This window comes from Frigidibacter sp. MR17.24 (assembly GCF_037095655.1).
Classification (GTDB): domain Bacteria; phylum Pseudomonadota; class Alphaproteobacteria; order Rhodobacterales; family Rhodobacteraceae; genus Frigidibacter.
Genome location: NZ_JBAWKE010000002.1, coordinates 1,027,600 through 1,047,050, shown reverse-complemented (window position 1 = coordinate 1,047,050; position 19,451 = coordinate 1,027,600). Strand labels below are relative to the sequence as shown.

At 70.6% G+C, this 19,451-nt stretch carries 18 protein-coding genes and 1 tRNA gene; 9 read left to right on the top strand and 10 right to left on the bottom strand.

The genetic code is table 11. From position 1 onward, the window contains the following. Positions 1 to 171: 171 nt before the first annotated feature. Together msrQ and msrP are read right to left on the bottom strand one after the other, a co-directional pair. Positions 172 to 798, bottom strand: coding sequence for a protein-methionine-sulfoxide reductase heme-binding subunit MsrQ (msrQ, locus tag V8J39_RS12315; RefSeq protein ID WP_336461171.1), 627 nt, complete (start codon positions 796 to 798; stop codon positions 172 to 174). Then, positions 782 to 1,720: a protein-methionine-sulfoxide reductase catalytic subunit MsrP gene (gene msrP / locus V8J39_RS12310; RefSeq protein WP_336461170.1), complete on the bottom strand. Its 939-nt coding sequence runs from the start codon at positions 1,718 to 1,720 to the stop codon at positions 782 to 784. Before msrP ends, msrQ begins: the two co-directional genes overlap by 17 nt. Positions 1,721 to 1,978: 258 nt before the next feature. Between msrP and map the strand changes: the two genes are divergently transcribed. Next, positions 1,979 to 2,728, top strand: a complete 750-nt coding sequence (gene map, locus V8J39_RS12305) for a type I methionyl aminopeptidase (protein WP_336461169.1) — start codon at positions 1,979 to 1,981, stop codon at positions 2,726 to 2,728. Between the two features lie 61 nt (positions 2,729 to 2,789). Here map and clpB read toward each other — a convergent pair whose 3' ends face one another. Next, on the bottom strand, positions 2,790 to 5,405 hold the full coding sequence (clpB, locus tag V8J39_RS12300; RefSeq protein ID WP_336461168.1) for an ATP-dependent chaperone ClpB: 2,616 nt from the start codon (positions 5,403 to 5,405) through the stop codon (positions 2,790 to 2,792). A 309-nt stretch (positions 5,406 to 5,714) separates the two neighbouring features. On the opposite strand from clpB, the gene V8J39_RS12295 reads away from it, so the two are divergent. The 3 genes from V8J39_RS12295 to V8J39_RS12285 all read left to right on the top strand — a co-directional run bounded on the left by V8J39_RS12295 (position 5,715) and on the right by V8J39_RS12285 (position 7,384). After that, complete coding sequence (locus tag V8J39_RS12295) at positions 5,715 to 5,948, top strand: hypothetical protein (RefSeq protein WP_336461167.1); 234 nt, start codon at positions 5,715 to 5,717, stop codon at positions 5,946 to 5,948. 153 nt (positions 5,949 to 6,101) lie between these two features. After that, positions 6,102 to 6,842, top strand: a complete 741-nt coding sequence (gene pyrF / locus V8J39_RS12290) for an orotidine-5'-phosphate decarboxylase (protein ID WP_336461166.1) — start codon at positions 6,102 to 6,104, stop codon at positions 6,840 to 6,842. A gap of 158 nt (positions 6,843 to 7,000) precedes the next feature. Beyond that, entirely contained in the window at positions 7,001 to 7,384 is a 384-nt protein-coding gene (locus V8J39_RS12285; RefSeq protein WP_336461165.1) for a DUF305 domain-containing protein, read from the top strand. Positions 7,385 to 7,526: 142 nt separating this feature from the next. On the opposite strand, the gene V8J39_RS12280 is transcribed toward V8J39_RS12285, so the two are convergent. Further along, the gene (locus V8J39_RS12280; RefSeq protein ID WP_336461164.1) at positions 7,527 to 7,871 is read right to left on the bottom strand and encodes a hypothetical protein; all 345 of its coding nucleotides are present in this window, start codon (positions 7,869 to 7,871) and stop codon (positions 7,527 to 7,529) included. 302 nt (positions 7,872 to 8,173) lie between these two features. Here V8J39_RS12280 and ilvD point away from each other — a divergent pair, with 302 nt between their 5' ends. Continuing rightward, positions 8,174 to 10,021: a dihydroxy-acid dehydratase gene (gene ilvD / locus V8J39_RS12275; RefSeq protein WP_336461163.1), complete on the top strand. Its 1,848-nt coding sequence runs from the start codon at positions 8,174 to 8,176 to the stop codon at positions 10,019 to 10,021. Positions 10,022 to 10,116: 95 nt separating this feature from the next. Here ilvD and V8J39_RS12270 read toward each other — a convergent pair whose 3' ends face one another. Next, a complete protein-coding gene (locus V8J39_RS12270) occupies positions 10,117 to 10,620 on the bottom strand; it encodes an acyloxyacyl hydrolase (protein WP_336461162.1) in 504 nt (167 codons plus the stop codon). Between the two features lie 288 nt (positions 10,621 to 10,908). Here V8J39_RS12270 and V8J39_RS12265 point away from each other — a divergent pair, with 288 nt between their 5' ends. Continuing rightward, a complete protein-coding gene (locus tag V8J39_RS12265) occupies positions 10,909 to 12,201 on the top strand; it encodes a DNA polymerase IV (RefSeq protein ID WP_336461161.1) in 1,293 nt (430 codons plus the stop codon). 43 nt (positions 12,202 to 12,244) lie between these two features. Here the strand turns inward: V8J39_RS12265 and V8J39_RS12260 are convergent, their stop codons facing one another. Further along, entirely contained in the window at positions 12,245 to 13,111 is an 867-nt protein-coding gene (locus V8J39_RS12260) for an N-formylglutamate amidohydrolase (protein WP_336461160.1), read from the bottom strand. A gap of 137 nt (positions 13,112 to 13,248) precedes the next feature. On the opposite strand from V8J39_RS12260, the gene V8J39_RS12255 reads away from it, so the two are divergent. Both V8J39_RS12255 and ykgO read left to right on the top strand, forming a co-directional pair. Next, positions 13,249 to 13,323, top strand: a tRNA-Val gene (locus tag V8J39_RS12255). A gap of 68 nt (positions 13,324 to 13,391) precedes the next feature. Continuing rightward, a complete protein-coding gene (ykgO, locus tag V8J39_RS12250; protein ID WP_336461159.1) occupies positions 13,392 to 13,517 on the top strand; it encodes a type B 50S ribosomal protein L36 in 126 nt (41 codons plus the stop codon). Between the two features lie 137 nt (positions 13,518 to 13,654). Here ykgO and V8J39_RS12245 read toward each other — a convergent pair whose 3' ends face one another. The 4 genes from V8J39_RS12245 to V8J39_RS12230 all read right to left on the bottom strand — a co-directional run bounded on the left by V8J39_RS12245 (position 13,655) and on the right by V8J39_RS12230 (position 17,743). Next, entirely contained in the window at positions 13,655 to 14,491 is an 837-nt protein-coding gene (locus V8J39_RS12245) for a DeoR/GlpR family DNA-binding transcription regulator (RefSeq protein WP_336461158.1), read from the bottom strand. A gap of 33 nt (positions 14,492 to 14,524) precedes the next feature. Next, on the bottom strand, positions 14,525 to 15,829 hold the full coding sequence (locus V8J39_RS12240; protein ID WP_336461157.1) for a TRAP transporter large permease: 1,305 nt from the start codon (positions 15,827 to 15,829) through the stop codon (positions 14,525 to 14,527). A 10-nt stretch (positions 15,830 to 15,839) separates the two neighbouring features. Then, on the bottom strand, positions 15,840 to 16,427 hold the full coding sequence (locus tag V8J39_RS12235) for a TRAP transporter small permease (protein WP_336461156.1): 588 nt from the start codon (positions 16,425 to 16,427) through the stop codon (positions 15,840 to 15,842). Positions 16,428 to 16,723: 296 nt separating this feature from the next. Continuing rightward, on the bottom strand, positions 16,724 to 17,743 hold the full coding sequence (locus V8J39_RS12230; protein ID WP_336461155.1) for a TRAP transporter substrate-binding protein: 1,020 nt from the start codon (positions 17,741 to 17,743) through the stop codon (positions 16,724 to 16,726). Positions 17,744 to 18,105: 362 nt separating this feature from the next. Here V8J39_RS12230 and V8J39_RS12225 point away from each other — a divergent pair, with 362 nt between their 5' ends. Further along, positions 18,106 to 19,446, top strand: a complete 1,341-nt coding sequence (locus tag V8J39_RS12225; protein ID WP_336461154.1) for an NAD(P)/FAD-dependent oxidoreductase — start codon at positions 18,106 to 18,108, stop codon at positions 19,444 to 19,446. The last annotated feature ends 5 nt before the right edge of the window (positions 19,447 to 19,451 follow it).

Genomic DNA, 19,451 nt, shown 5'->3' with positions numbered 1-19,451 from the left:
TATGGGGGCAGAAGCCAGCACCACCACTACGGGATCACCCCCACCCTCAGATCCTTGCGCGAGTCAGCCCGCCACGGAGAACTTTCGACCGCCGACGGAAAGGGGGTGCCGTGCGTGCACCACGCGTGCACCCCCTGTACACCCCCAACGCGCGGTCCGGGGGGCAGTTCGTCAACGTTTGGGCGGCCCGAGGCGCAGTGCCAGCAGCGCAAGGATGCCCGCGAGGTACAGCAGCGGCTCGGGCTGCCAGGTGCGCACCAGCATGATGAAGTGGATCGCGCCCAGCGCCGCCGCGACATAGACCAGCCGGTGCAACTGGCGCCAGCGCGGCCCGAGGCGGCGGATCGACCAGCTGTTCGACGTCACCGCCAGCGGCAAGAGCAGCACCAGCGCCGCCATGCCGATGGTGATGTAGGGCCGCTTGAGGATGTCGCGCCCCATCTGCCCCCACAACAGGCCCATGTCGATCGTCACCCAGGCGAACAGGTGCGCCAGCACGTACCAGAAGGCCAGAAGGCCCAGCGCCCGGCGGAAGCGCAGCAGGTTCACCCCCGCCCAGGCGCGCAGCGGCGTCACCGCGAGCCCGCCCAGCAGGAACTGCAGCCCAAGCTTGCCCAGGCGATGCTCGATCTCTTTCACCGGGTCGACGCCGAGCCCGCCGGTCAGCGTCAGCCAGACGATCCAGGCCGCGGGCAGCGCACCCAGCAGGTACACCGCCCAGACCGGCAGGCGGCGGACCTGGGCATTGACCCAGGCCACCGGTTCGGACCGCCGCAGCCCGTCAATAGAACTTTGCAAGGTCCATGCCCTTGTAGAGATCGGCCACCTGATCGCCGTAGCCGTTGAACATCTGCGTCTCCTGCCGGCCGCCGAACAGGCCCGCGCCGATGCGCCGCTCGGTCGCCTGGCTCCAGCGGGGGTGGTCCACCTTGGGGTTCACGTTGGCGTAGAAGCCGTATTCATTGCTTTGCAGCATCTTCCAGGTCGCGGGCGGCTCGTCGGCGACCAGCGTGATCTTCACGATGCTCTTGATCCCCTTGAAGCCGTATTTCCACGGCACGACCAGCCGCAGCGGCGCGCCGTTCTGGTTCGGCAGCTCCTCGCCGTAAAGACCGGTGGCGAGGATGGTGAGCGGGTGCATCGCCTCGTCCATCCGCAGCCCCTCGCGGTAGGGCCAGTCGAGGAAGCGGGCGCGCTGGCCCGGCATCTCCTCGGGGCGCACGACGGTCTCGAAGGCGACATAGCGCGCGCCCGGCTGCGGCCCGGCCTTCTCGAGCAGCGCCGAAAGCGGGAAGCCGATCCACGGGATCACCATCGACCAGGCCTCGACGCAGCGCAGGCGATAGATCCGCTCCTCGAGGGTGATGCCCTTGAGCACGTCGTCGAGGCCCCATGTGCCGGGCTTGTCGACGAGCCCGCCGATCTCGACCGTCCAGGGTTCGGGCTGGAACTGGCCCGAGTAGTTCATCGGGTCGGACTTGCCGGTGCCGAATTCGTAGAAGTTGTTGTAGCTCGTGATCTCTTCCAGCGTGTTCGGCGTCTCGTCGGTCGAGAACTTCGAGGGCACGTAGTCGAGCTTGGCCGCGGCCGGGCCGGCCAGGCCGGCAAGGCCGAGGCCCAGCGCGCCGGCCATGATCTGGCGGCGGTTGAGGTAGTCCGCGCGCGGGGTGACCTGCGACCAGCCGATGGTGGGGCCGATACGGGCGTTGTCTCGGGTCATCTCGGTGTCCTTTGCGTTGCGGCGCCGGGCGCCATGTCCTCGGTACGTGCGGGCGGGCCGCCCGGTTCTGCGGCCGGGCATCACGACCGCTCGACCTTGTCAGGAACGACGCTAGCGCGGCGCGATCCATCCCTCACGTCCGTTCACGCCGCTACACCGGGTTGTGACCGCCGGTGCCGCCGCGGTGGCGGGGGCGGGCGGAAGACATCGGCGGCGGGCGGGGATAGGCTGGCGCCGCGAACGGGAAAGGGCAGCGCGATGACGGTCACCAACGAAGACGAGCTTGCCGGGCTGCGCGAGATCGGGCGGATCGTGGCCGAGGTGCTGCAGGCGATGCGCCGCGCGCTCGAGCCCGGGATCACCACGCGCGAGCTGGACGCGATCGGGCGGGCGTTCCTGGAGCGCGAGGGTGCGGTTTCGGCGCCCGAGGCGAGCTATGGCTTTCCCGGCGCCACCTGCATCAGCGTGAACGAAGAGGTGGCGCATGGCGTGCCCGGCCCGCGCCGGATCGCCGCCGGTGACCTGGTGAACATCGACGTCTCGGCGTCGAAGGCGGGGTATTTCGCCGATACCGGCGCCTCGTTCGTGGTGCCGCCGGGCCGGGCGCTGCTGGAGCGGCTGTGCCGGGACGGGCAGCGGGCCTGCGCGATCGGCATCGGTCAGGTGCGGGCCGAACGGCAACTGGCCGGGATCGGCAGCGCCGTCGGCGCCTTCGCGCGCGCGAACGGCTATACGCTGGTGCAGAACCTCGCCAGCCACGGCATCGGCCGGGCGCTGCACGAGGCGCCCGAGGAGATCGCGACCTGGCCCACCCGCGGCGACCGGCGGCGGATCAGGGCGGGGCAGGTGCTGACGGTCGAGCCGTTCCTGTCGCTGGGCGCCGAGATGGCCGAGACCGGCGAGGACGGCTGGACGCTTTACGGCCTGCCCAGCGCCCCGGTCGTGCAGTATGAACACACCGTCGTCGCGACCGCGCGCGGGCCGGTGATCCTGACCCGGGCCGCCTGACGGAAGGGGGCGGCCCCCTGCGGAACCGCCCCCCTTTTCCGTCCACCCGTCGCGCGGGCCCTCAGTGCACCGAGGCGTCGACCGGTTTCACCCGCGCCGACGGCCGCACCCGGCTGCCGACCACGAGCCCGCTGTCGGTGGCGGTGACGCGCACGGTCTCGCCGTCGCGCACCTCGCCGCCCAGCAGCATCTCGGCCAGCGGGTCCTGCAGGTTGCGCTGGATCACCCGCTTCAGCGGCCGCGCCCCGAAGACCGGGTCGTAGCCCTCGTCGGCCAGCCACTGCCGCGCGGCCTCGTCCAGCTCCAGCGCGATCTTGCGCTGCGCCAGCCGCTTTTCCAGCCGCGCCATCTGGATGGTGACGATCCCGTCCATGTTGTCGCGGGTCAGGCGGTGGAAGATCACCGTCTCGTCCAGCCGGTTCAGGAACTCGGGGCGGAAATGCGCCCGCACCGCCTCCATCACCGCCGCCCGCGCCAGCGTCGAGTCCGTCCCCTCGGGCAGCTGGCTCAGCGCCTGGCTGCCAAGGTTCGAGGTCAGCACGATCAGCGTCTGCTTGAAGTCGACCGTGCGGCCCTGGCCATCGGTCAGCACCCCGTCGTCCAGCACCTGCAGCAGCACGTTGAACACGTCCGGGTGCGCCTTCTCGACCTCGTCGAACAGGATCACCTGGTAGGGGCGCCGGCGCACGGCCTCGGTCAGCACGCCGCCCTCGTCATAGCCGACATAGCCCGGGGGCGCGCCGATCAGGCGGGCCACCGCGTGCTTCTCCATGAACTCGGACATGTCGATGCGCACCATCGCCTGGTCGTCGTCGAACAGGTATTCGGCGACGGCCTTGGTGAGTTCCGTCTTGCCGACGCCGGTCGGGCCCAGGAACAGGAAGCTTCCCAGCGGCCTGTTCTCGTCGTTCAGGCCCGCGCGGGCGCGGCGGACGGCATTGGCGACGGCGGTCAGCGCCTCGGCCTGGCCGATGACGCGCCCGCTCAGCACCTCTTCCATCTTCAGAAGCTTCTCGCGCTCGCCCTCGAGCATCTTCGAGGTCGGGATGCCGGTCCAGCGCTCGACCACCTCGGCGATCTGCTCGGGGCGAACGGCCTCTTCGACCATCAGCCCGTCCTCGACCGCCTCGGCCTCGCCCAGCTTCTTCTCCAGGTCCGGGATGCGCCCGTACTGCAGCTCGCCCGCCTTGGCGAAGTTGCCTTCGCGCTTGGCCTGCTCAAGCTCGGCCCGCGCGCGGTCGAGCTGTTCCTTCAGCCCGCGGCTCGCATCCAGCTTGTCGCGCTCGGCCTGCCATTTGGCGGTCATGCCGTCGGCGCGCTCCTGCAGTTCGGCCAGCTCCTTCTCGAGCGTCTCGAGACGGTCCTTCGAGGCGGCGTCGTCCTCTTTCCGCAGCGCCTCGGCCTCGATCTGCATCTGCAGGATCTGGCGGTCGAGCTGGTCAAGCTCCTCGGGCTTGCTGTCGACCTCCATCCGCAGCCGGCTCGCGGCCTCGTCCACGAGGTCGATCGCCTTGTCGGGCAGGAAGCGGTCGGTGATGTAGCGGTGCGACAGCGTCGCCGCCGCCACCAGCGCCGAGTCCGAGATCCGCACCCCGTGGTGCAGTTCGTACTTCTCCTTGATCCCACGCAGGATCGAGATCGTGTCCTCGACCGTGGGTTCCGACACCATCACCGGCTGGAAGCGCCGCGCCAGCGCCGCGTCCTTCTCGACATACTTGCGGTATTCGTCGAGCGTGGTCGCGCCGATGCAGTGCAGCTCCCCGCGCGCGAGCGCGGGCTTGATCAGGTTCGCGGCATCCATCGCGCCGTCGGTCTTGCCGGCCCCGACAAGCGTGTGCATCTCGTCGATGAACAGGATCACCTCGCCCGCGGCGGTCTCGATCTCCTTCAGGATCGCCTTCAGACGCTCCTCGAACTCGCCGCGGTACTTCGCCCCGGCGATCAGCGCCCCCATGTCGAGCGCGAGCAGCTTCTTGTTGCGCAGGGACTCGGGCACGTCGCCGTTGACGATGCGCAGCGCGAGGCCCTCGGCGATCGCGGTCTTGCCGACGCCGGGTTCCCCGATCAGCACCGGGTTGTTCTTGGTCCGCCGGCTCAGCACCTGCATGGTGCGCCGGATCTCGTCGTCGCGGCCGATGATCGGGTCGATCTTGCCCTGCTCGGCGGCCTCGGTCAGGTCGCGGGCGTATTTCTTCAGCGCGTCATAGCCTTCCTCGGCCGAGGCGGTGTCGGCGGTGCGGCCCTTGCGGATGTCGTTGATCGCGGCGTTCAGGTTCTGCGCCGTCACCGCGCCCGCATCCAGCGCGTCCTTGGCCTTGGTGTTGACCATCGCCAGCGCCATCAGCACCCGCTCGACCGGGACGAAGCTGTCGCCGGCCTTCTTGGCGATCTTCTCGGCCTCGTCGAGCACGCGCACCAGCGCCGGGTCGACATAGACCTGGCCGGCGTCGCCCGACACCTTCGGGTTCTTCGACACCGCCAGCTCGACCGCCTCGGTCACGCGGGCGGGCTCGCCCCCGGCGCGGCGGATCAGGTTCGCGGCAAGTCCCTGGTCGTCATCCATCAGGGCCTTCAGCAGATGCTCGGGCATCAGTCGCTGGTGGCCTTCGCGCATCGCGATGGTCTGGGCGGCCTGGATGAAGCCGCGCGCGCGCTCCGTGAACTTTTCCATGTTCATCGGCATATCCCCTTTCCCGTTAAGCCCCCGCTCCGGCCCCGCCCGCATTCGGCACGGGACCCGCAGGTCTCGGGAAAAATCTGTGGTCATCGGGCAACAGTTTCAAGGGCTGCCGGGGGGCATTCGCGCAGCCCGCCGGCGCGCCCCGCCGGGGGGCCGGTGACGGGCGCTGTCGCGGGGTCGGCCGCAGGGGGGCCGCGCAATGGTCACGCGGGCGCCACGATCGCGAAACCATTTCTTTCCCAGTGCGTTGCAGGATCAAGGCTGACCCGCGGCACCTGGCCGCCCCGCCCGAAGGAGGGCCCCGAAATGCGCGTTCTCTCTGCCAAAGTGACCCATGCCCGCCGCCTGCGCGATTTCGGCTGCGTCGAGGCGATGGTGACCCTTCTCGTCAAGGCCGAGGGTCGCCCCGTGCCGTTCGAGACACGGGTGCTGACCTCTGCCCCGGTGCATGGCGAGGGGGCGCTGCGCGACCGGCTGATCGGCAGTGCCCGGATGCTGCACCAGCGCCAGTCGCTGGCCCGCGCCCGCTTCGCCGCCTGACCCGCCACCCCTGACCTGCCGCCGGGTGGGCCCCCCCAAGGGCCGACGCCCGATCCTCGGCTGCCTCGGGCGCCGGATCCCCGCTTCGGCTTTTCCTTGACCTCGGACCGCGCTGGCGGCAGAGCAGGGAAAATCCAGCCAAGGGGTGATCCGATGACCGAAGCCACGCTGGCGCCGCGCGCCGACGACCGTCTTATCGTGGCGATCGACCTGCCCGACGCGGTGCAGGGCCTCGCGCTGGCCGAGCGGCTGGGCGACGCGGTCAGCTTCTACAAGATCGGCCTCGGCATGCTGACCGGCGGCGGCCTCGCGCTCGCCAACGAGCTGAAGGGCGAGCATGGCAAGCGCATCTTCCTCGACATGAAGCTGTTCGACATCGGCGCCACGGTCGAGGCGGCGGTGCGCGGCCTCGCGCGGTTCGACCTCGATTTCCTCACCGTGCACGGCGACCCCCACGTGGTGCGCGCGGCCAAGGAAGGCGCCGGCGGATCGGCGACGAAGATCCTGGCCGTCACCGTCCTGACCTCGCTCGACCGTGGCGATCTCGACGACGGGATGATGGTCGCGGGCGACATCCACGACATCGCGATCGAGCGCGCGGCGCGGGCGCTGGCCGCCGGCGCCGACGGGGTGATCTGCTCGCCGCAGGAGGCCGCGCGCGTGCGCGCCCTGCCCGAGGCGGTCGGCCGGCTGATCGTCACGCCGGGCGTGCGCCCCGTCGGTGCCGATCTGGGCGACCAGAAGCGCATCGCGACGCCGGCGCAGGCGATCGCCGACGGCGTCGACCACATCGTCGTCGGCCGCCCGATCCACCGCGCCGCCGACCCCCGCGCCGCCGCCGCCGCGATCGTGGCCGAGATGGCCTCGGCCCGGGCGATGCGGCCCAACCGCTGACCCCATCCGCCGACCGCATCTGCCGACCCGGTTGCCGGCCGCCGGGCCCGCCGTGGCGGGCTGCGCGGGAACGTGATCGGGCCGGGGATTGACCGACGGGCCTCGCTGGCGGCCATATTTCTGCGATGCAAGGATAAATCCCAGCGGAGCCCCCGAAAATGACGATCAGGACCCTCTCGCTCGCCGCCGCGCTTGGCCTGGCGATGACGCTGCCGGCCGCGGCGCAGGGCATGTCCCATTCCGGCCACGACATGGCCGCGATGGGCGATGCCGACGGCGCGATGCCCGCCCTGATGGGCACGATGGACGACATGATGTCGGCGATGGGCGGGATGGCCTCGACCGGCAATCCCGATGCCGACTTCCTGATGATGATGATCCCGCACCACCAGTCGGCGCTGGACATGGCGCAGGTCGAGCTGGACCACGGCAAGGATGCCGAGACGCTGGCGCTGGCGCGCGCGATCGTCGACGCACAGGAAAAGGAGATCGCCGCGATGAAGGCGATGCTGAAGCAGATGGGGTTCGACGCGCCCGAGTGATGCCGCCCGCGTCGCGCGGGTCGGCCGCCGACCGCCCGCGCGTTCGCCGGTGAAGCGGGGCCCGTGAAATGGGACCCACGAAAAAGGGGCGGCCCGAAGGCCGCCCCTGTCCGTCTGGCTTAGTGCCCTGCGCGGGCCGCGATCAGTTCTGCGGCGCCGGCGCGGTCTCGGTGCCCTGATCCACGGGGGCGGCTTCCGGGGCCGGGGCGGCCGGAGCGGCCGGCTCTTCGACCGGGGCGGTCGCCGCCGGGGCGCTGGCCTCGGGCGCGGCGGTGTCCGCGGCGGGCGCAGTCACGTTGTTCTCGATCGCCGTGTCGGGGGCCGGAGCCGAGGGCTCGTTGCCCGAGACGAGGAAGAAGATCACGCCCAGCGCCACCACGATGGCGCCGAGGATGAAGAAGATGCCATTGCCGCCCGAGCTGCGGGTGGTCTGAAGGCGCGGATCGAGAGCGGGGTCGCGCGGCGCGTTGCCGTAGTTGTCCTGCATGTCATGTCCTCCTGAGTTCACAGGTTCTGGGCAGACAACCCGGCCGGCCCATCCGCAGTTCCGGGCGCCCGCGCCGGAGTCGCGGAATCCCGCCGAAGGCCGTCCGAAGCCCCATCGCCGCCCGCGTCCTCCGCGCCGCCGGATCACAAAGCTGCGCCGCGCCGCGGCTTCACGAAACATTCGGCCCGGCGTTCGGCGCTTTTCCTTCCGCTTGCGTCTCTGTATGGTCCGCGCCCGAGGAACTCACGTCCGCGGCGGCCCCGAGGGGCGCCGGCGCGGGCCCCCAGCCAAGGACCAGACCCATGCCGCATTATCGTTCGCGCACCTCGACCCATGGCCGCAACATGGCCGGTGCCCGGGGCCTGTGGCGCGCCACCGGCATGAAGGACGGCGATTTCGGCAAGCCGATCATCGCGGTGGTGAACTCGTTCACCCAGTTCGTGCCGGGCCACGTCCATCTCAAGGACCTCGGCCAGCTGGTCGCGGGCGAGATCGAGCGCGCGGGCGGCGTCGCCAAGGAGTTCAACACCATCGCCGTCGACGACGGCATCGCGATGGGCCACGCCGGCATGCTCTATTCGCTGCCCTCGCGCGAGATCATCGCCGACTCGGTCGAATACATGGTCAACGCGCACTGCGCCGACGCGATGGTCTGCATCTCGAACTGCGACAAGATCACCCCCGGCATGCTGATGGCCGCCATGCGCCTCAACATCCCGGCCGTCTTCGTCTCGGGCGGGCCGATGGAGGCCGGCAAGGTGCTGATGAAGGGCAAGGAGGTCGCGCTCGACCTCGTCGACGCGATGGTCGTCGCCGCCGACGAAAGCTATACCGACGAAGAGGTCGAGGTGATCGAGCGTTCGGCCTGCCCGACCTGCGGCTCGTGCTCGGGGATGTTCACCGCGAACTCGATGAACTGCCTGACCGAGGCGCTGGGGCTGTCGCTGCCCGGCAACGGCTCGACCCTCGCGACCCATGCCGACCGCAAGCGGCTGTTCGTCGAGGCCGGCCACCTGATCGTCGACCTCGCGCGCCGGCACTATGAACAAGAGGACTATTCGGTCCTGCCGCGCTCGATCGCCTCGTTCAAGGCCTTCGAGAACGCGATGTCGCTCGACATCGCGATGGGCGGCTCGACCAACACCGTGCTGCACCTGCTTGCCGCCGCGAGCGAGGGCGAGGTGAACTTCACCATGGACGACATCGACCGGCTGTCGCGCCGCGTGCCCTGCCTGTGCAAGGTCGCGCCCGCCAAGCAGGACGTGCACATGGAAGACGTGCACCGCGCCGGCGGCATCATGGCGATCCTTGGCGAACTCGACCGCGCGGGGCTTCTGCACCGCGACCTGCCGACGGTGCATTCGCCCTCGATCGGCGCCGCGATCGAGCGCTGGGACATCGCGCTCGACCCCTCCGAACAGGTGCAGGAGTTCTTCAAGGCCGCCCCGGGCGGCGTGCCGACGCAGGTCGCCTTCAGCCAGCAGCAGCGCTGGACCTCGCTCGACACCGACCGCGAGACGGGGGTGATCCGCTCGAAGACCCATGCCTTCAGCCAGGACGGCGGCCTCGCGGTGCTTGCGGGCAACATCGCGCTCGACGGCTGCATCGTGAAGACGGCGGGCGTCGACGAATCGATCCTGAAGTTCTCGGGTCCGGCCAAGGTCTACGAAAGCCAGGACGACGCGGTCTCGGCGATCCTGACCGGCAAGGTGGTCGCGGGCGACGTGGTGGTGATCCGCTACGAGGGGCCGCGCGGCGGACCGGGCATGCAGGAGATGCTCTATCCGACCAGCTACCTGAAATCGAAGGGCCTCGGAAAGGCCTGCGCGTTGATCACCGACGGCCGCTTCTCGGGCGGCACCTCGGGCCTGTCGATCGGCCACGTCAGCCCCGAGGCGGGCGAGGGCGGCGCGATCGCGCTGGTCAAGGACGGCGACATGATCGACATCGACATCCCCGGCCGCACCATCGCGCTGCGCATCGACGACCACGAGCTGGCCGCGCGCCGGGCCGAACAGGAAGCCCGCGGCGCGGCCGCCTACACCCCGGTCGCGCGCGACCGCAAGGTCTCGACCGCGCTCAAGGCCTATGCCGCCTTCGCGACCTCGGCCGCCAAGGGCGCGGTGCGCGACATCACCCTTCTGAAGTGACGACCGGGCGCCCGGCGGACCGGGCGCCTGTCTCGACTTTGCGGAAATATCCCGCGGGGGTCCGGGGGGGGCCGCGCCCCCCCGGCCTGCCCCGGTCAGAAGTTCGTGCGCAGCCGCAGCGAGACGCCGTTCACGCCCGGGTTCTCGTCGGCGGTGTCGGCATTCGACATGTGGCTCGCGGCCAGCGAGACCGCGCTGCGCTCGTTCAGGCGATAGCCGATGCCGATCTGGGTGCGGAACTCGAGGTCGTTGCCAAGGTCGGTGGCATAGCCGCCGGCATCGTAGAGCCCGGGCATGAAGCTGCCCTCGACGAACCAGCGGTAGCCGATCGGGTAGAGCGCGGTGACCCCGCCCCCGAGCCACGAGCTGCTGGCATCGCTGAACACCGCGCCAAGACCGAGCCCGACGTCGAGACCGCCAAGCGACCACATCGTCTCGCTGTGCAGTTCAAGCGCGAGATAGGCCGCGTCGTCGTTCCTGTAGTCGAGCCGGCCGGCGCCGATCACGAAATCGGCGGCCTGCGCGCTGCCTGCGGCAGCGGTGGCAAGGGTGATGGCGATGGCGCCTGCACGGGCGGTGCGGCCTTGGATGATGGCCATGGGTCTGTAACCTCCTGCTCCGGACGGCCAAGCCGCCGGGTATTGATCTCGCCCCCTCAGGCCCAACTGTACTGACCGGTGCAGAGGTTAACGGTCAAGCGCCCGCAGCGCCCGGTTGCGCGATCGCCGCAGGGCTGCGCCCGATCTGCATCACCGGACCCGGGCGCGCGGGGCCGGGACCACCGGGGCCGGGACCCCGGCGCCGGGGTGGCGGGACCGCGGGCGACCACCGATGCCCCCCTGCCGATGCCCCCTGCCCCCGGCCGCGGCGGCTGATATGATCGGGCCATGTCCACCCCGCCTGCCACCGGTCCCCTTCCCGCGCTCTGCCGCGACTGCCTCGCCCGGTTCGAGGCGGCGGCGGGTGGCCGCGCGCGCTGCCCGGCCTGCCGCAGCCCGCGGGTGCTGGCGCATCCCGAGCTGTTCGAGCTGTCGATCGCGCACATGGACTGCGACGCCTTCTATGCCAGCGTCGAAAAGCGCGACGACCCGGCGCTGGCCGACCGCCCGGTCATCGTCGGCGGCGGCACCCGCGGCGTGGTCTCGACCTGCTGCTACATCGCGCGGATCTCGGGCGTGCGCTCGGCGATGCCGATGTTCCAGGCGCTGAAGCTGTGCCCCGACGCGGCGGTGGTGAAGCCGCGCATGGCCCGCTACGTCGAGGTCAGCCGCGCCGTCCGCGCGATGATGGAGGAGCTGACCCCGCTGATCGAGCCGCTGTCGCTCGACGAGGCGTTCCTCGACCTGACCGGCACCGCGCGGCTGCACGGCGCGCCGCCGGCGGTGCTGCTGGCGCGACTCGTCGGGCGGATGGAGCGCGAGCTGGGCGTCACCGGCTCGATCGGGCTGTCGCACAACAAGTTCCTGGCCAAGACCGCCTCGGATCTGGACAAGCCCAAGGGCTTCTCGGTGATCGGGCGGGGCGACACGGCGGCGTTCCTGAAGGGCAAGCCCGTCGGCCTGATCTGGGGGGTGGGCGCGGCCACGCAGGCGGCGCTGGAACGCGCGGGGATCCGCACGCTCGACGACCTGCTGCGCTGGGACCGGCGCGACCTGGCCGAGCGGTTCGGCGCCTCGGGCGACCGGCTGTGGCACCTGGCGCGGGGGCAGGACAACCGGCGCGTCTCGCCGCACCACCCGGTGAAGTCGATTTCCAAGGAGACGACGTTCAACGAGGACACGGCCGCGCTCGACACGCTTCTGGGCCATGTCTGGCGGCTGTCCGAGCAGGTGTCGGACCGCGCCAAGGCCAAGGAGCTGGCCGGGCGGACGGTGACGCTGAAGCTCAAGCGCGCGGATTTCACCCTGATCACCCGGCGCCACGCGCTCAGGCAGGCGACGCAGCTTGCCGACGTGATCTGGACCGAGGCCGAGGCGCTGATGCGCGCGAACCGCGACCCGGGGCCGTTCCGGCTGATCGGGGTCGGGATCTCGGATCTGGTGCCGGCCTCGGGCGCGGACCTCACTGGCGACCTGCTCGACCCCGGGGCGCGGACCCGCGCCGCGACCGAGCGTGCGACCGACGCGATCCGCGCGCGATTCGGCGCCGACGCGATCCGCAAGGGCCGCAGCCTGCGCTAGCGGGCCGCGCGGCACCGCTGGCGCGGGGGCGGGTACGGGCGCCTCACTCGGCGGCCAGCGGCTCGGCCTCGGCCCGGCCGATGTCGATGATCCGCGCCATCACCCGCCCGATCAGCGCGGCGAAGTCGTCGAAGCCCGCATGCGGGGTGATCGTGCGTTCGTCCATGTACAGCGCGCGGTCGATCTCGATCTGCACCGCGTGGCGATTCGACGCCGGCCGGCCGTGGACCTGCACCACGTAGGCGCCCGCGAAGGGCACGTTGCGGCCGACGCGCAGGCCCTCGGCCTCGAAGGCGGCCTCGATGCGGTGGACGATGCCGGCGCTGGCGGTGGCGCCGAAGCGGTCGCCGATCACCACCTGCGGCCGCGGGCCCCGGCCCTGCTCGACCGCCTCGTGCGGCATCGAATGCATGTCGACCAGGATCGCCTGCCCCTGCGCGCCCCAGGTCTGGTCCAGAAGCTGCGACAACCGCCGGTGATAGGGATGCCAGGCCAGCGCCAGCCGCGCCTCGGCCTCGGCGCGCGGCATCTTGCCCTGCCGGATCACCCGCCCGGCCGAGACGACGCGGGGAATCACCCCCAGCCCCGAGGCGACTCGCGGGTTGTGCGGCGTGCCGCGCACCCCCTCGATCAGCGCCGGGTCCAGCTCGTCGGCCGCGCGGTTGAGATCGACGAAGGCCCGCGGCAGCACCGCGCTCAGCAGCGGCGCCCCGGCCCCGGGCGCGGGCGCCAGCAGCCGGTCCATGAACGCGTCCTCGGACGAGCGGATGGCATGCGGATCAAGCGAGGCGCTGTCCAGAAAGGCCTTCGGATACTCGTTCCCGCTGTGCGGCGAGGCGAAGACCACCGCCCCGGCAGGCCGGTGCGGCAGCCGCAGGCGGTAGGAGGGGGTGTCTTCGTAAAGCTCCATGGCAGGTGCAATATAGTCCTGCGAACGAGTTTGCCAAAAGCCCTTGAAAGCCTTTTTGGAACTGTCTATAGACCCCGGGACCGAGACGACCTGCCCCGCTGGTTCGGCAAGAAACAGGGGGGCAAGACGACGAGGACGGGCGCGTAGCTCAGCGGTAGAGCACTACGTTGACATCGTAGTGGTCACAGGTTCGATCCCTGTCGCGCCCACCATCACCGCCCCCGGCAACGGGGGCACATTTTTTTCAAGGCGCACGCGCGCCGCGAATGGGAGAAGACCTATGAAGGTCCGTAACTCGCTCCGCTCGCTCAAGCAGCGTCACCGCGATTGCCAGGTCGTGCGCCGCAAAGGCCGCATCTACGTGATCAACAAGACGCAGAAGCGCTACAAGGCCCGCCAGGGTTGATCCCTGGGGCCTGACACGCGCGGACCGCAAGGTCACGAGCTGACAGGATGCGGCCGTCGGGGCAACCCGGCGGCCTTTTCCGTTGCGCGGCGCCGTCGCGACCCGCCCATCCCGGGGCCGGCCCGGCCCGAATCGGATCAGAGCCGGGCGAGGCGGAATTCGGGACCCGGCGCGGGGAATCGGGCGATGTCCTCGGCGCTCAGCCCCTCGTCGGTGATGATCATGTCGATCTCGTCGATCGTGGCCGAGCGGTGCAGCGCGCGCGACATGAACCGGCTGCTGTCGGCCATCAGCACCACCTTCGCCGCCGCCGCGATCATCGCGCGCTTGAGGTGCACCAGCTCGAGATGCGTCTCGGACAGGCAGACCTCGTCCACCGCCGCGGCCGACATGAACAGCAGGTCGCACCGGATGTCGCGCAGGAAGCTGATCCCCGGCTCGCCCAGCAGGCTGAACGACCCGTCGCGGCAGGCCCCGCCCGGCACGAACAGGTGGATGTTCGGCCGGTAGGTCAGCGCCTTGGCCACGTGCAGATCGTTCGAGATCACCGTCAGCGGCATCTCGAGCGTCGCGATCGCATCGGCCAGCAGGTGGCACACGACCGACCCGGTATCGATCAGGATCGACTGCTCGGGCTCGATCAGCCGCAGCGCCTCGGCGACGATGACGCGCTTTTCCTCGACGGCGGTGCGGCGCGACATCTCGGTCGAGGGCTCGAAGGTCGAGCGCGAGCGGATCAGCACCGCCCCGCCATGGGTGCGCCGCACGATCCCGTCCGAGGCCAGCAGGTCCAGGTCGCGCCGGACGGTCGAGGCCGAGATGCCGAAGATCCGCGCGATGTCCTGGCTGGACCCGGCGTTGTTGTCGCGGAACCAGTCGATCAGGTGCTGGCGGCGCTCGGCCGGCAGCATCTCCTCGGCGGCGAGGTCGATCGCGGTGTCGTCAGCGGGCACGGGATGGCCGTCGTCGGTCATGGGCAGGGTCCTCAGGCGGCAGGGATGGTCCGGTCATAGCCGGTTCGGAAGCCACAGGGCAATTCCCGGGAACACCGCCAGCAGCACCACGCCCAGGCACAGCAGCAGGAAGAACGGCAGCGCCGCCCGCACCGTCTCCAGCGTCGAGGCGCGAGTCAGCCCCTGCAGGATGAACAGGTTCAGCCCGACCGGCGGGGTCAGCGCGCTCATCTCGATCATGATCACCAGGTAGATGCCGAACCAGACCGGGTCGAAGCCGGCCTGGGTGATCAGCGGCACCGCGATCGGCACGGTCATCACCGTCATCGAGGTGCCGTCGAGGAACATCCCCAGCACGATGTACAGCAGCGCCAGAATCGCCAGCACGCCGTAGGGCGACAGGTTCAGCCCGGCGATGCCCTCGGTGATCTCGACCGGCAGGTGCAGGTAGGCCAGCGCCGCGGACAGGAAGCTCGAGGCCGCGATCAGCATCAGGATCATCGCCGAGACCCGGATCGTGCTGGCCAGGCTGTCGAGCATCAGCGCGACCGAGAACTGGCCGGTGACGAGGGTGATCAGCACCGCGCCCAGCACGCCCACGGCCGCGGCCTCGGACGGGGTGGCGATGCCGGAATAGATCGAGCCCAGCACCACCACCATCAGCACCATGATCGGCACGAGGTCGAGAAGCCCGCGCGCCAGCGTCCGGGCCGAGACCTCGCCCTCGAACCGCGGCGCGCGCTCGGGGCGCAGGACCGAGCAGATGGCGATATAGCCCGAATACAGCGCCGCCATCATCAGCCCCGGCATCAGCCCCGCCGCGAACAGCTTCGCGATCGAGACATTGGCCAGCACCCCGTAGACGATCATCGCGATCGAGGGCGGGATCAGCAGCCCGAAGCTGCCCGCCCCGGCCAGCGAGCCCGAGGCGAGGCGGATGTCGTAGCCGCGCGCCATCAGCTCGGGGATCGTGATCTTGCCCACCGTGGCGGTGGTCGCGGTCGACGACCCCGAGATCGCGGCGAAGATCGTGCAGCCCAGCACGTTGGTGTGCAAAAGCCCCCCCGGCACCCGCGCCACCATCGGCGCAAGGCCGCGAAACAGCCGCTGCGAGATGTCGGTGCGGAAGATGATGTCGCCCATCCACATGAAGATCGGGATCGCGGCAAGTTCCCAGGAGATGGCCGAGGACGAGATTACCTTGGTCGCGACCGAGCCGATGCGCGCCAGCGGCATGTCGCCGGCGAAGTACATGCTGCCGGCCCCGACCAGCATCAGGCCGGCGAAGATCCAGATCCCGGCGCCGAGAAACAGCACCAGCAGCCCGAGAAGCACGGCGGAAGAAAGGGCGACGGTCATCGGCTTGTCCTCACAGCGACAGGGTGGTGTCGTCGGTGCGCCCGGTGACGCACAGCCGCAGCAGGCGCACCGCCACCTGCAGCAGCATCAGCACCAGCCCCGCGGCAAAGAACGCCTCGGGGATCCACAGCGGCACCGGGATGAAATGCTGGCTCATCGTGCCGCGCGACCAGAACCGCGCGACCGTCGACCATTCGTAGACCAGCAGGAACCACAGGATCGCCCCGGCGGCGACCAGGCCCGCGCCCTCGACCAGCCGGCGCAGCAGGCCCGGCAGCCGGTCGGTGATCACCGTGACCCGGATCATCGAGCCCTGCTCCAGCGCCCAGGGCGCGGCGATGAAGGTGATCGCGGCGACGCCGTAGCCGCCGAAGACATCGGCCATGTAGGTCGAGCGCGAAAAGAAGCGCATCCCGATCTCGACCAGGATCAGCGCGGTCATCGCGACGAGCATCGCCCCCGCCAGCACCGCCGCCAGCCGGTTCAGCCCGCCCGACAGCGCGGCGATCGCGGCCAGCCAGCGCGGCTCGGCACTGGTGGCGGGACCGGCGGCGGCGTGACCGGCGTCGAATGTCTCGGTGGTCGCCTCTAGGCGCATGATNGCCCGACAGCGCGGCGATCGCGGCCAGCCAGCGCGGCTCGGCACTGGTGGCGGGACCGGCGGCGGCGTGACCGGCGTCGAATGTCTCGGTGGTCGCCTCTAGGCGCATGATGCACTCCCGCTGACGTGATCCCGACCGGCATCGACCGCCGTCGGGCTGCGTGCGGCCCCCCCGCGGCCTGCCCGGGGGAACGGGCGGGCGGGGGGGCCGCGGCGGCCCCGCGCACACCGCATGGAGAGGGCTGCGCGCGCGGGGTGTCTGCCCGCGCCCGGGGCGCGCGCGGCGGCCGGCCTCAGCCGGCGCTGGCCTTCAGCGCCTCGAAGGCGTCCAGCGTGCTCGCGCCGCGCGGGGCGGTCTGCTCGACCCAGGCCTCGCGCACCGGCTTGCCCGCCGCCTGCAGCCCCTCGAACACCGCCGCCGGAACGCCCGACGCGCGCGTCACGGTCATGCCGCTGGCCTCCATCTTCGCATAGGCGGTCTCGATGCTGTCGACCATGATCGACCAGTTGAACTTGTCGCAGTCCTCGACGATCTCGCGCATCGCGGCCTGCACCTCGGCCGGCAGCGCCTCGAAGTCCTCCTTGTTCACGTGGCACATGAACAGGCCCATGGCATAGTTCAGCTCGGTGAAGGTGGGCACGTAGTCCCAGATCGACAGCTGCGTGCAGCCGTCGGCCGAGGTCAGCACCCCGTCGAGCCCGCCGGTCGACAGCTGCGGGATCAGGTCGGACCAGGCGACCTGCAGCGGCGCCGCGCCGGCGTTGCGCAGGGTCTGGGTGCCGTTCACGTCATAGGTGCGGATCCGCAGCCCGGCCAGCGCCGCGACATCCGTCACCGGCTTCGGCGCCGCTATGCCCGAGGGCGGGTTCGGCATCGCCCACAGCAGCACCATGCCGTTGTCGTCGAAGATCTTCTCGTACTCGGCCCGCGCCGCCTGCCACAGCAGGTAGGCCTCGTCCGGGGTCGAGGCGATGAAGGGCAGCGACGAGAGGTTGAAGAACGGGTCGACCCCGCCCAGCTGGGTGACCAGCGTCACCGCCGACTGCACCGCGTTGTCCGCGACCGCGTCGAACTGGTCGGCCGACTTGTAGCCCAGCGCCCCGCCGCCCTGATAGCTGATCTCGAAGGCGTCGCCGACCTTGGCGGCCAGCGTCTCGATGAAGTGCTTGGACGCCTTTCCCGACAGCGCATCGGCGCCGTATTCGTCGGCCATGTCCCAGCGGACCGGGGCGGCAAGCCCCGGGCGGGCGGTGGCGGAAAGCGTGGCGGCGGCGGCCGCGGTGGCCATGAACATCCTGCGTGAGACTGTCATCTTCGCGTTTCCCTGTTGGTGTCGGGCGACCGCGCCGGCGGCCCGGGCTGGCGATCCGTGCAGCCTCTGCGGGCCGCTTGACGATCGAATGCGCAACTTCGTGCATGAATGCAGCCCGAGCACTGACGGATCTGTCAACGAAAACGTACATACGGCCAGATCGACGCCCGGAATCCGCCGCTAATCTGCGCATACGATGCATATTTGGGCGCGAACGGGCAGGCTTGGCGCGGGAGATTCCGAATTTCCTTCACAAACGATCATGAATGAGCATGGATCGACTCAACGCCACCGCCCGCGGTGGCCGAACGTGCAAGTGACCCGCCGGGCGCGTCCGGCGATCCAGCCAGGACTCCCGTGCCATGCAGACGCTTCAGATCGAACGGCTCGACCCCGCCCCCAGGACCGCCGCCCCGCCCCCGGTCCCGGCCGAGACCGACGTGGTGGTGATCGGCGGCGGCATCGCCGGGGTGACCACGGCGCTGTTCCTTGCCGAGGCCGGCGTGCGCGTGGTGCTGTGCGAGAAGGGCGTGATCGCGGGCGAGCAGTCCAGCCGCAACTGGGGCTGGGTCCGGCAGATGGGCCGCGACCCGCGCGAGATGCCGCTGTCGGTGGAAAGCCTCGCGCTCTGGCACGATATCGACCGGCGCTTCGGGATCGACACCGGCTTCCGCGAGACCGGCATCACCTATGTCAGCCGCACCGCGTCCGAAATCGCGCAGTCGCAGGGCTGGGCCGAACAGGCCCGCGCGGGCGGGCTGCGCTCGCACCTGCTCGACGGGCCGGCCCTGGCGCGCCACCTGCCGGGCATCGCCACCGGGCGCTACTCGCTGGGCCTGTGGACCGAAGACGACGGCCGCGCCGAGCCTTGGCGCGCCGTGCCGCAGATGGCGCGCGCCGCGATCCGGCTTGGCGCGACCATCCTCGAGACCTGCGCCGTGCGCGGGATCGAGACCGCGGGCGGCGCGCTTTCGGCCGTGGTGACCGAACGCGGCACGATCCGCTGCACCCGCGCCGTCGTCGCCGGCGGGGTCTGGAGCCGGCTGTTCCTGGGCAACCTCGGGCTCGATTTCCCGCAGCTCAAGATCATCGGCTCGGTCACCCGGGTCGAGGGCCCGGGCGCGGTGCCCGCGATGCCGGTCGGCGGCGGCGACTTCGCCTTCCGCCAGCGGCTGGACGGCGGCTGGTCGATCGCGCTGCGCAATGCCAACATCGCGCCGATCACCCCCGACAGCTTCCGGCTGCTGCGCGATTTCCTGCCCACGCTGGTGACCAGCTGGCGCGAGCTGTCGCTGCGGCTGAACGGCCAGTTCGTGACCGAGCTGGCGATGCCGCGCCGCTGGGCGCTGGACGGCGCGACCCCGTTCGAACGGATCCGCACGCTGGACCCGGTCCCGCACGAGGGCCACCTGTCGAAGGGCTTCGAGAACCTCAAGCGCGCCTTCCCCGCCTTCGCCTCGGCGCGGCGCACCCATTCCTGGGCCGGGATGATCGACGCCACGCCCGACGCGATCCCCGCCATCGGCGCCATCGACCGGGTGCCCGGGCTTCACATATGCTCGGGCTTCTCGGGCCACGGCTTCGGCATCGGCCCCGGCGCGGGGCGGCTGATGTCCGAGATCCTGCGCGGGGTCACCCCCTGCGTCGATCCCGCCCCGTTCCGCTTCGACCGCTTCCGCACCACCGCCGCCCGCGCGGCCTGACCACA

What these genes read in the sequence shown, in the direction of transcription:
- msrP (WP_336461170.1), bottom strand. Translation starts at nt 1,720, where the DNA reads ATGACCCGAGACAACGCCCGTATCGGCCCCACCATCGGCTGGTCGCAG.
- map (WP_336461169.1), top strand. Translation starts at nt 1,979, where the DNA reads ATGACGGTCACCAACGAAGACGAGCTTGCCGGGCTGCGCGAGATCGGG.
- clpB (WP_336461168.1), bottom strand. Translation starts at nt 5,405, where the DNA reads ATGAACATGGAAAAGTTCACGGAGCGCGCGCGCGGCTTCATCCAGGCC.
- V8J39_RS12295 (WP_336461167.1), top strand. Translation starts at nt 5,715, where the DNA reads ATGCGCGTTCTCTCTGCCAAAGTGACCCATGCCCGCCGCCTGCGCGAT.
- pyrF (WP_336461166.1), top strand. Translation starts at nt 6,102, where the DNA reads ATGACCGAAGCCACGCTGGCGCCGCGCGCCGACGACCGTCTTATCGTG.
- V8J39_RS12285 (WP_336461165.1), top strand. Translation starts at nt 7,001, where the DNA reads ATGACGATCAGGACCCTCTCGCTCGCCGCCGCGCTTGGCCTGGCGATG.
- V8J39_RS12280 (WP_336461164.1), bottom strand. Translation starts at nt 7,871, where the DNA reads ATGCAGGACAACTACGGCAACGCGCCGCGCGACCCCGCTCTCGATCCG.
- ilvD (WP_336461163.1), top strand. Translation starts at nt 8,174, where the DNA reads ATGCCGCATTATCGTTCGCGCACCTCGACCCATGGCCGCAACATGGCC.
- V8J39_RS12270 (WP_336461162.1), bottom strand. Translation starts at nt 10,620, where the DNA reads ATGGCCATCATCCAAGGCCGCACCGCCCGTGCAGGCGCCATCGCCATC.
- V8J39_RS12265 (WP_336461161.1), top strand. Translation starts at nt 10,909, where the DNA reads ATGTCCACCCCGCCTGCCACCGGTCCCCTTCCCGCGCTCTGCCGCGAC.
- V8J39_RS12260 (WP_336461160.1), bottom strand. Translation starts at nt 13,111, where the DNA reads ATGGAGCTTTACGAAGACACCCCCTCCTACCGCCTGCGGCTGCCGCAC.
- ykgO (WP_336461159.1), top strand. Translation starts at nt 13,392, where the DNA reads ATGAAGGTCCGTAACTCGCTCCGCTCGCTCAAGCAGCGTCACCGCGAT.
- V8J39_RS12245 (WP_336461158.1), bottom strand. Translation starts at nt 14,491, where the DNA reads ATGACCGACGACGGCCATCCCGTGCCCGCTGACGACACCGCGATCGAC.
- V8J39_RS12240 (WP_336461157.1), bottom strand. Translation starts at nt 15,829, where the DNA reads ATGACCGTCGCCCTTTCTTCCGCCGTGCTTCTCGGGCTGCTGGTGCTG.
- V8J39_RS12235 (WP_336461156.1), bottom strand. Translation starts at nt 16,427, where the DNA reads ATGCGCCTAGAGGCGACCACCGAGACATTCGACGCCGGTCACGCCGCC.
- V8J39_RS12230 (WP_336461155.1), bottom strand. Translation starts at nt 17,743, where the DNA reads ATGACAGTCTCACGCAGGATGTTCATGGCCACCGCGGCCGCCGCCGCC.
- V8J39_RS12225 (WP_336461154.1), top strand. Translation starts at nt 18,106, where the DNA reads ATGCAGACGCTTCAGATCGAACGGCTCGACCCCGCCCCCAGGACCGCC.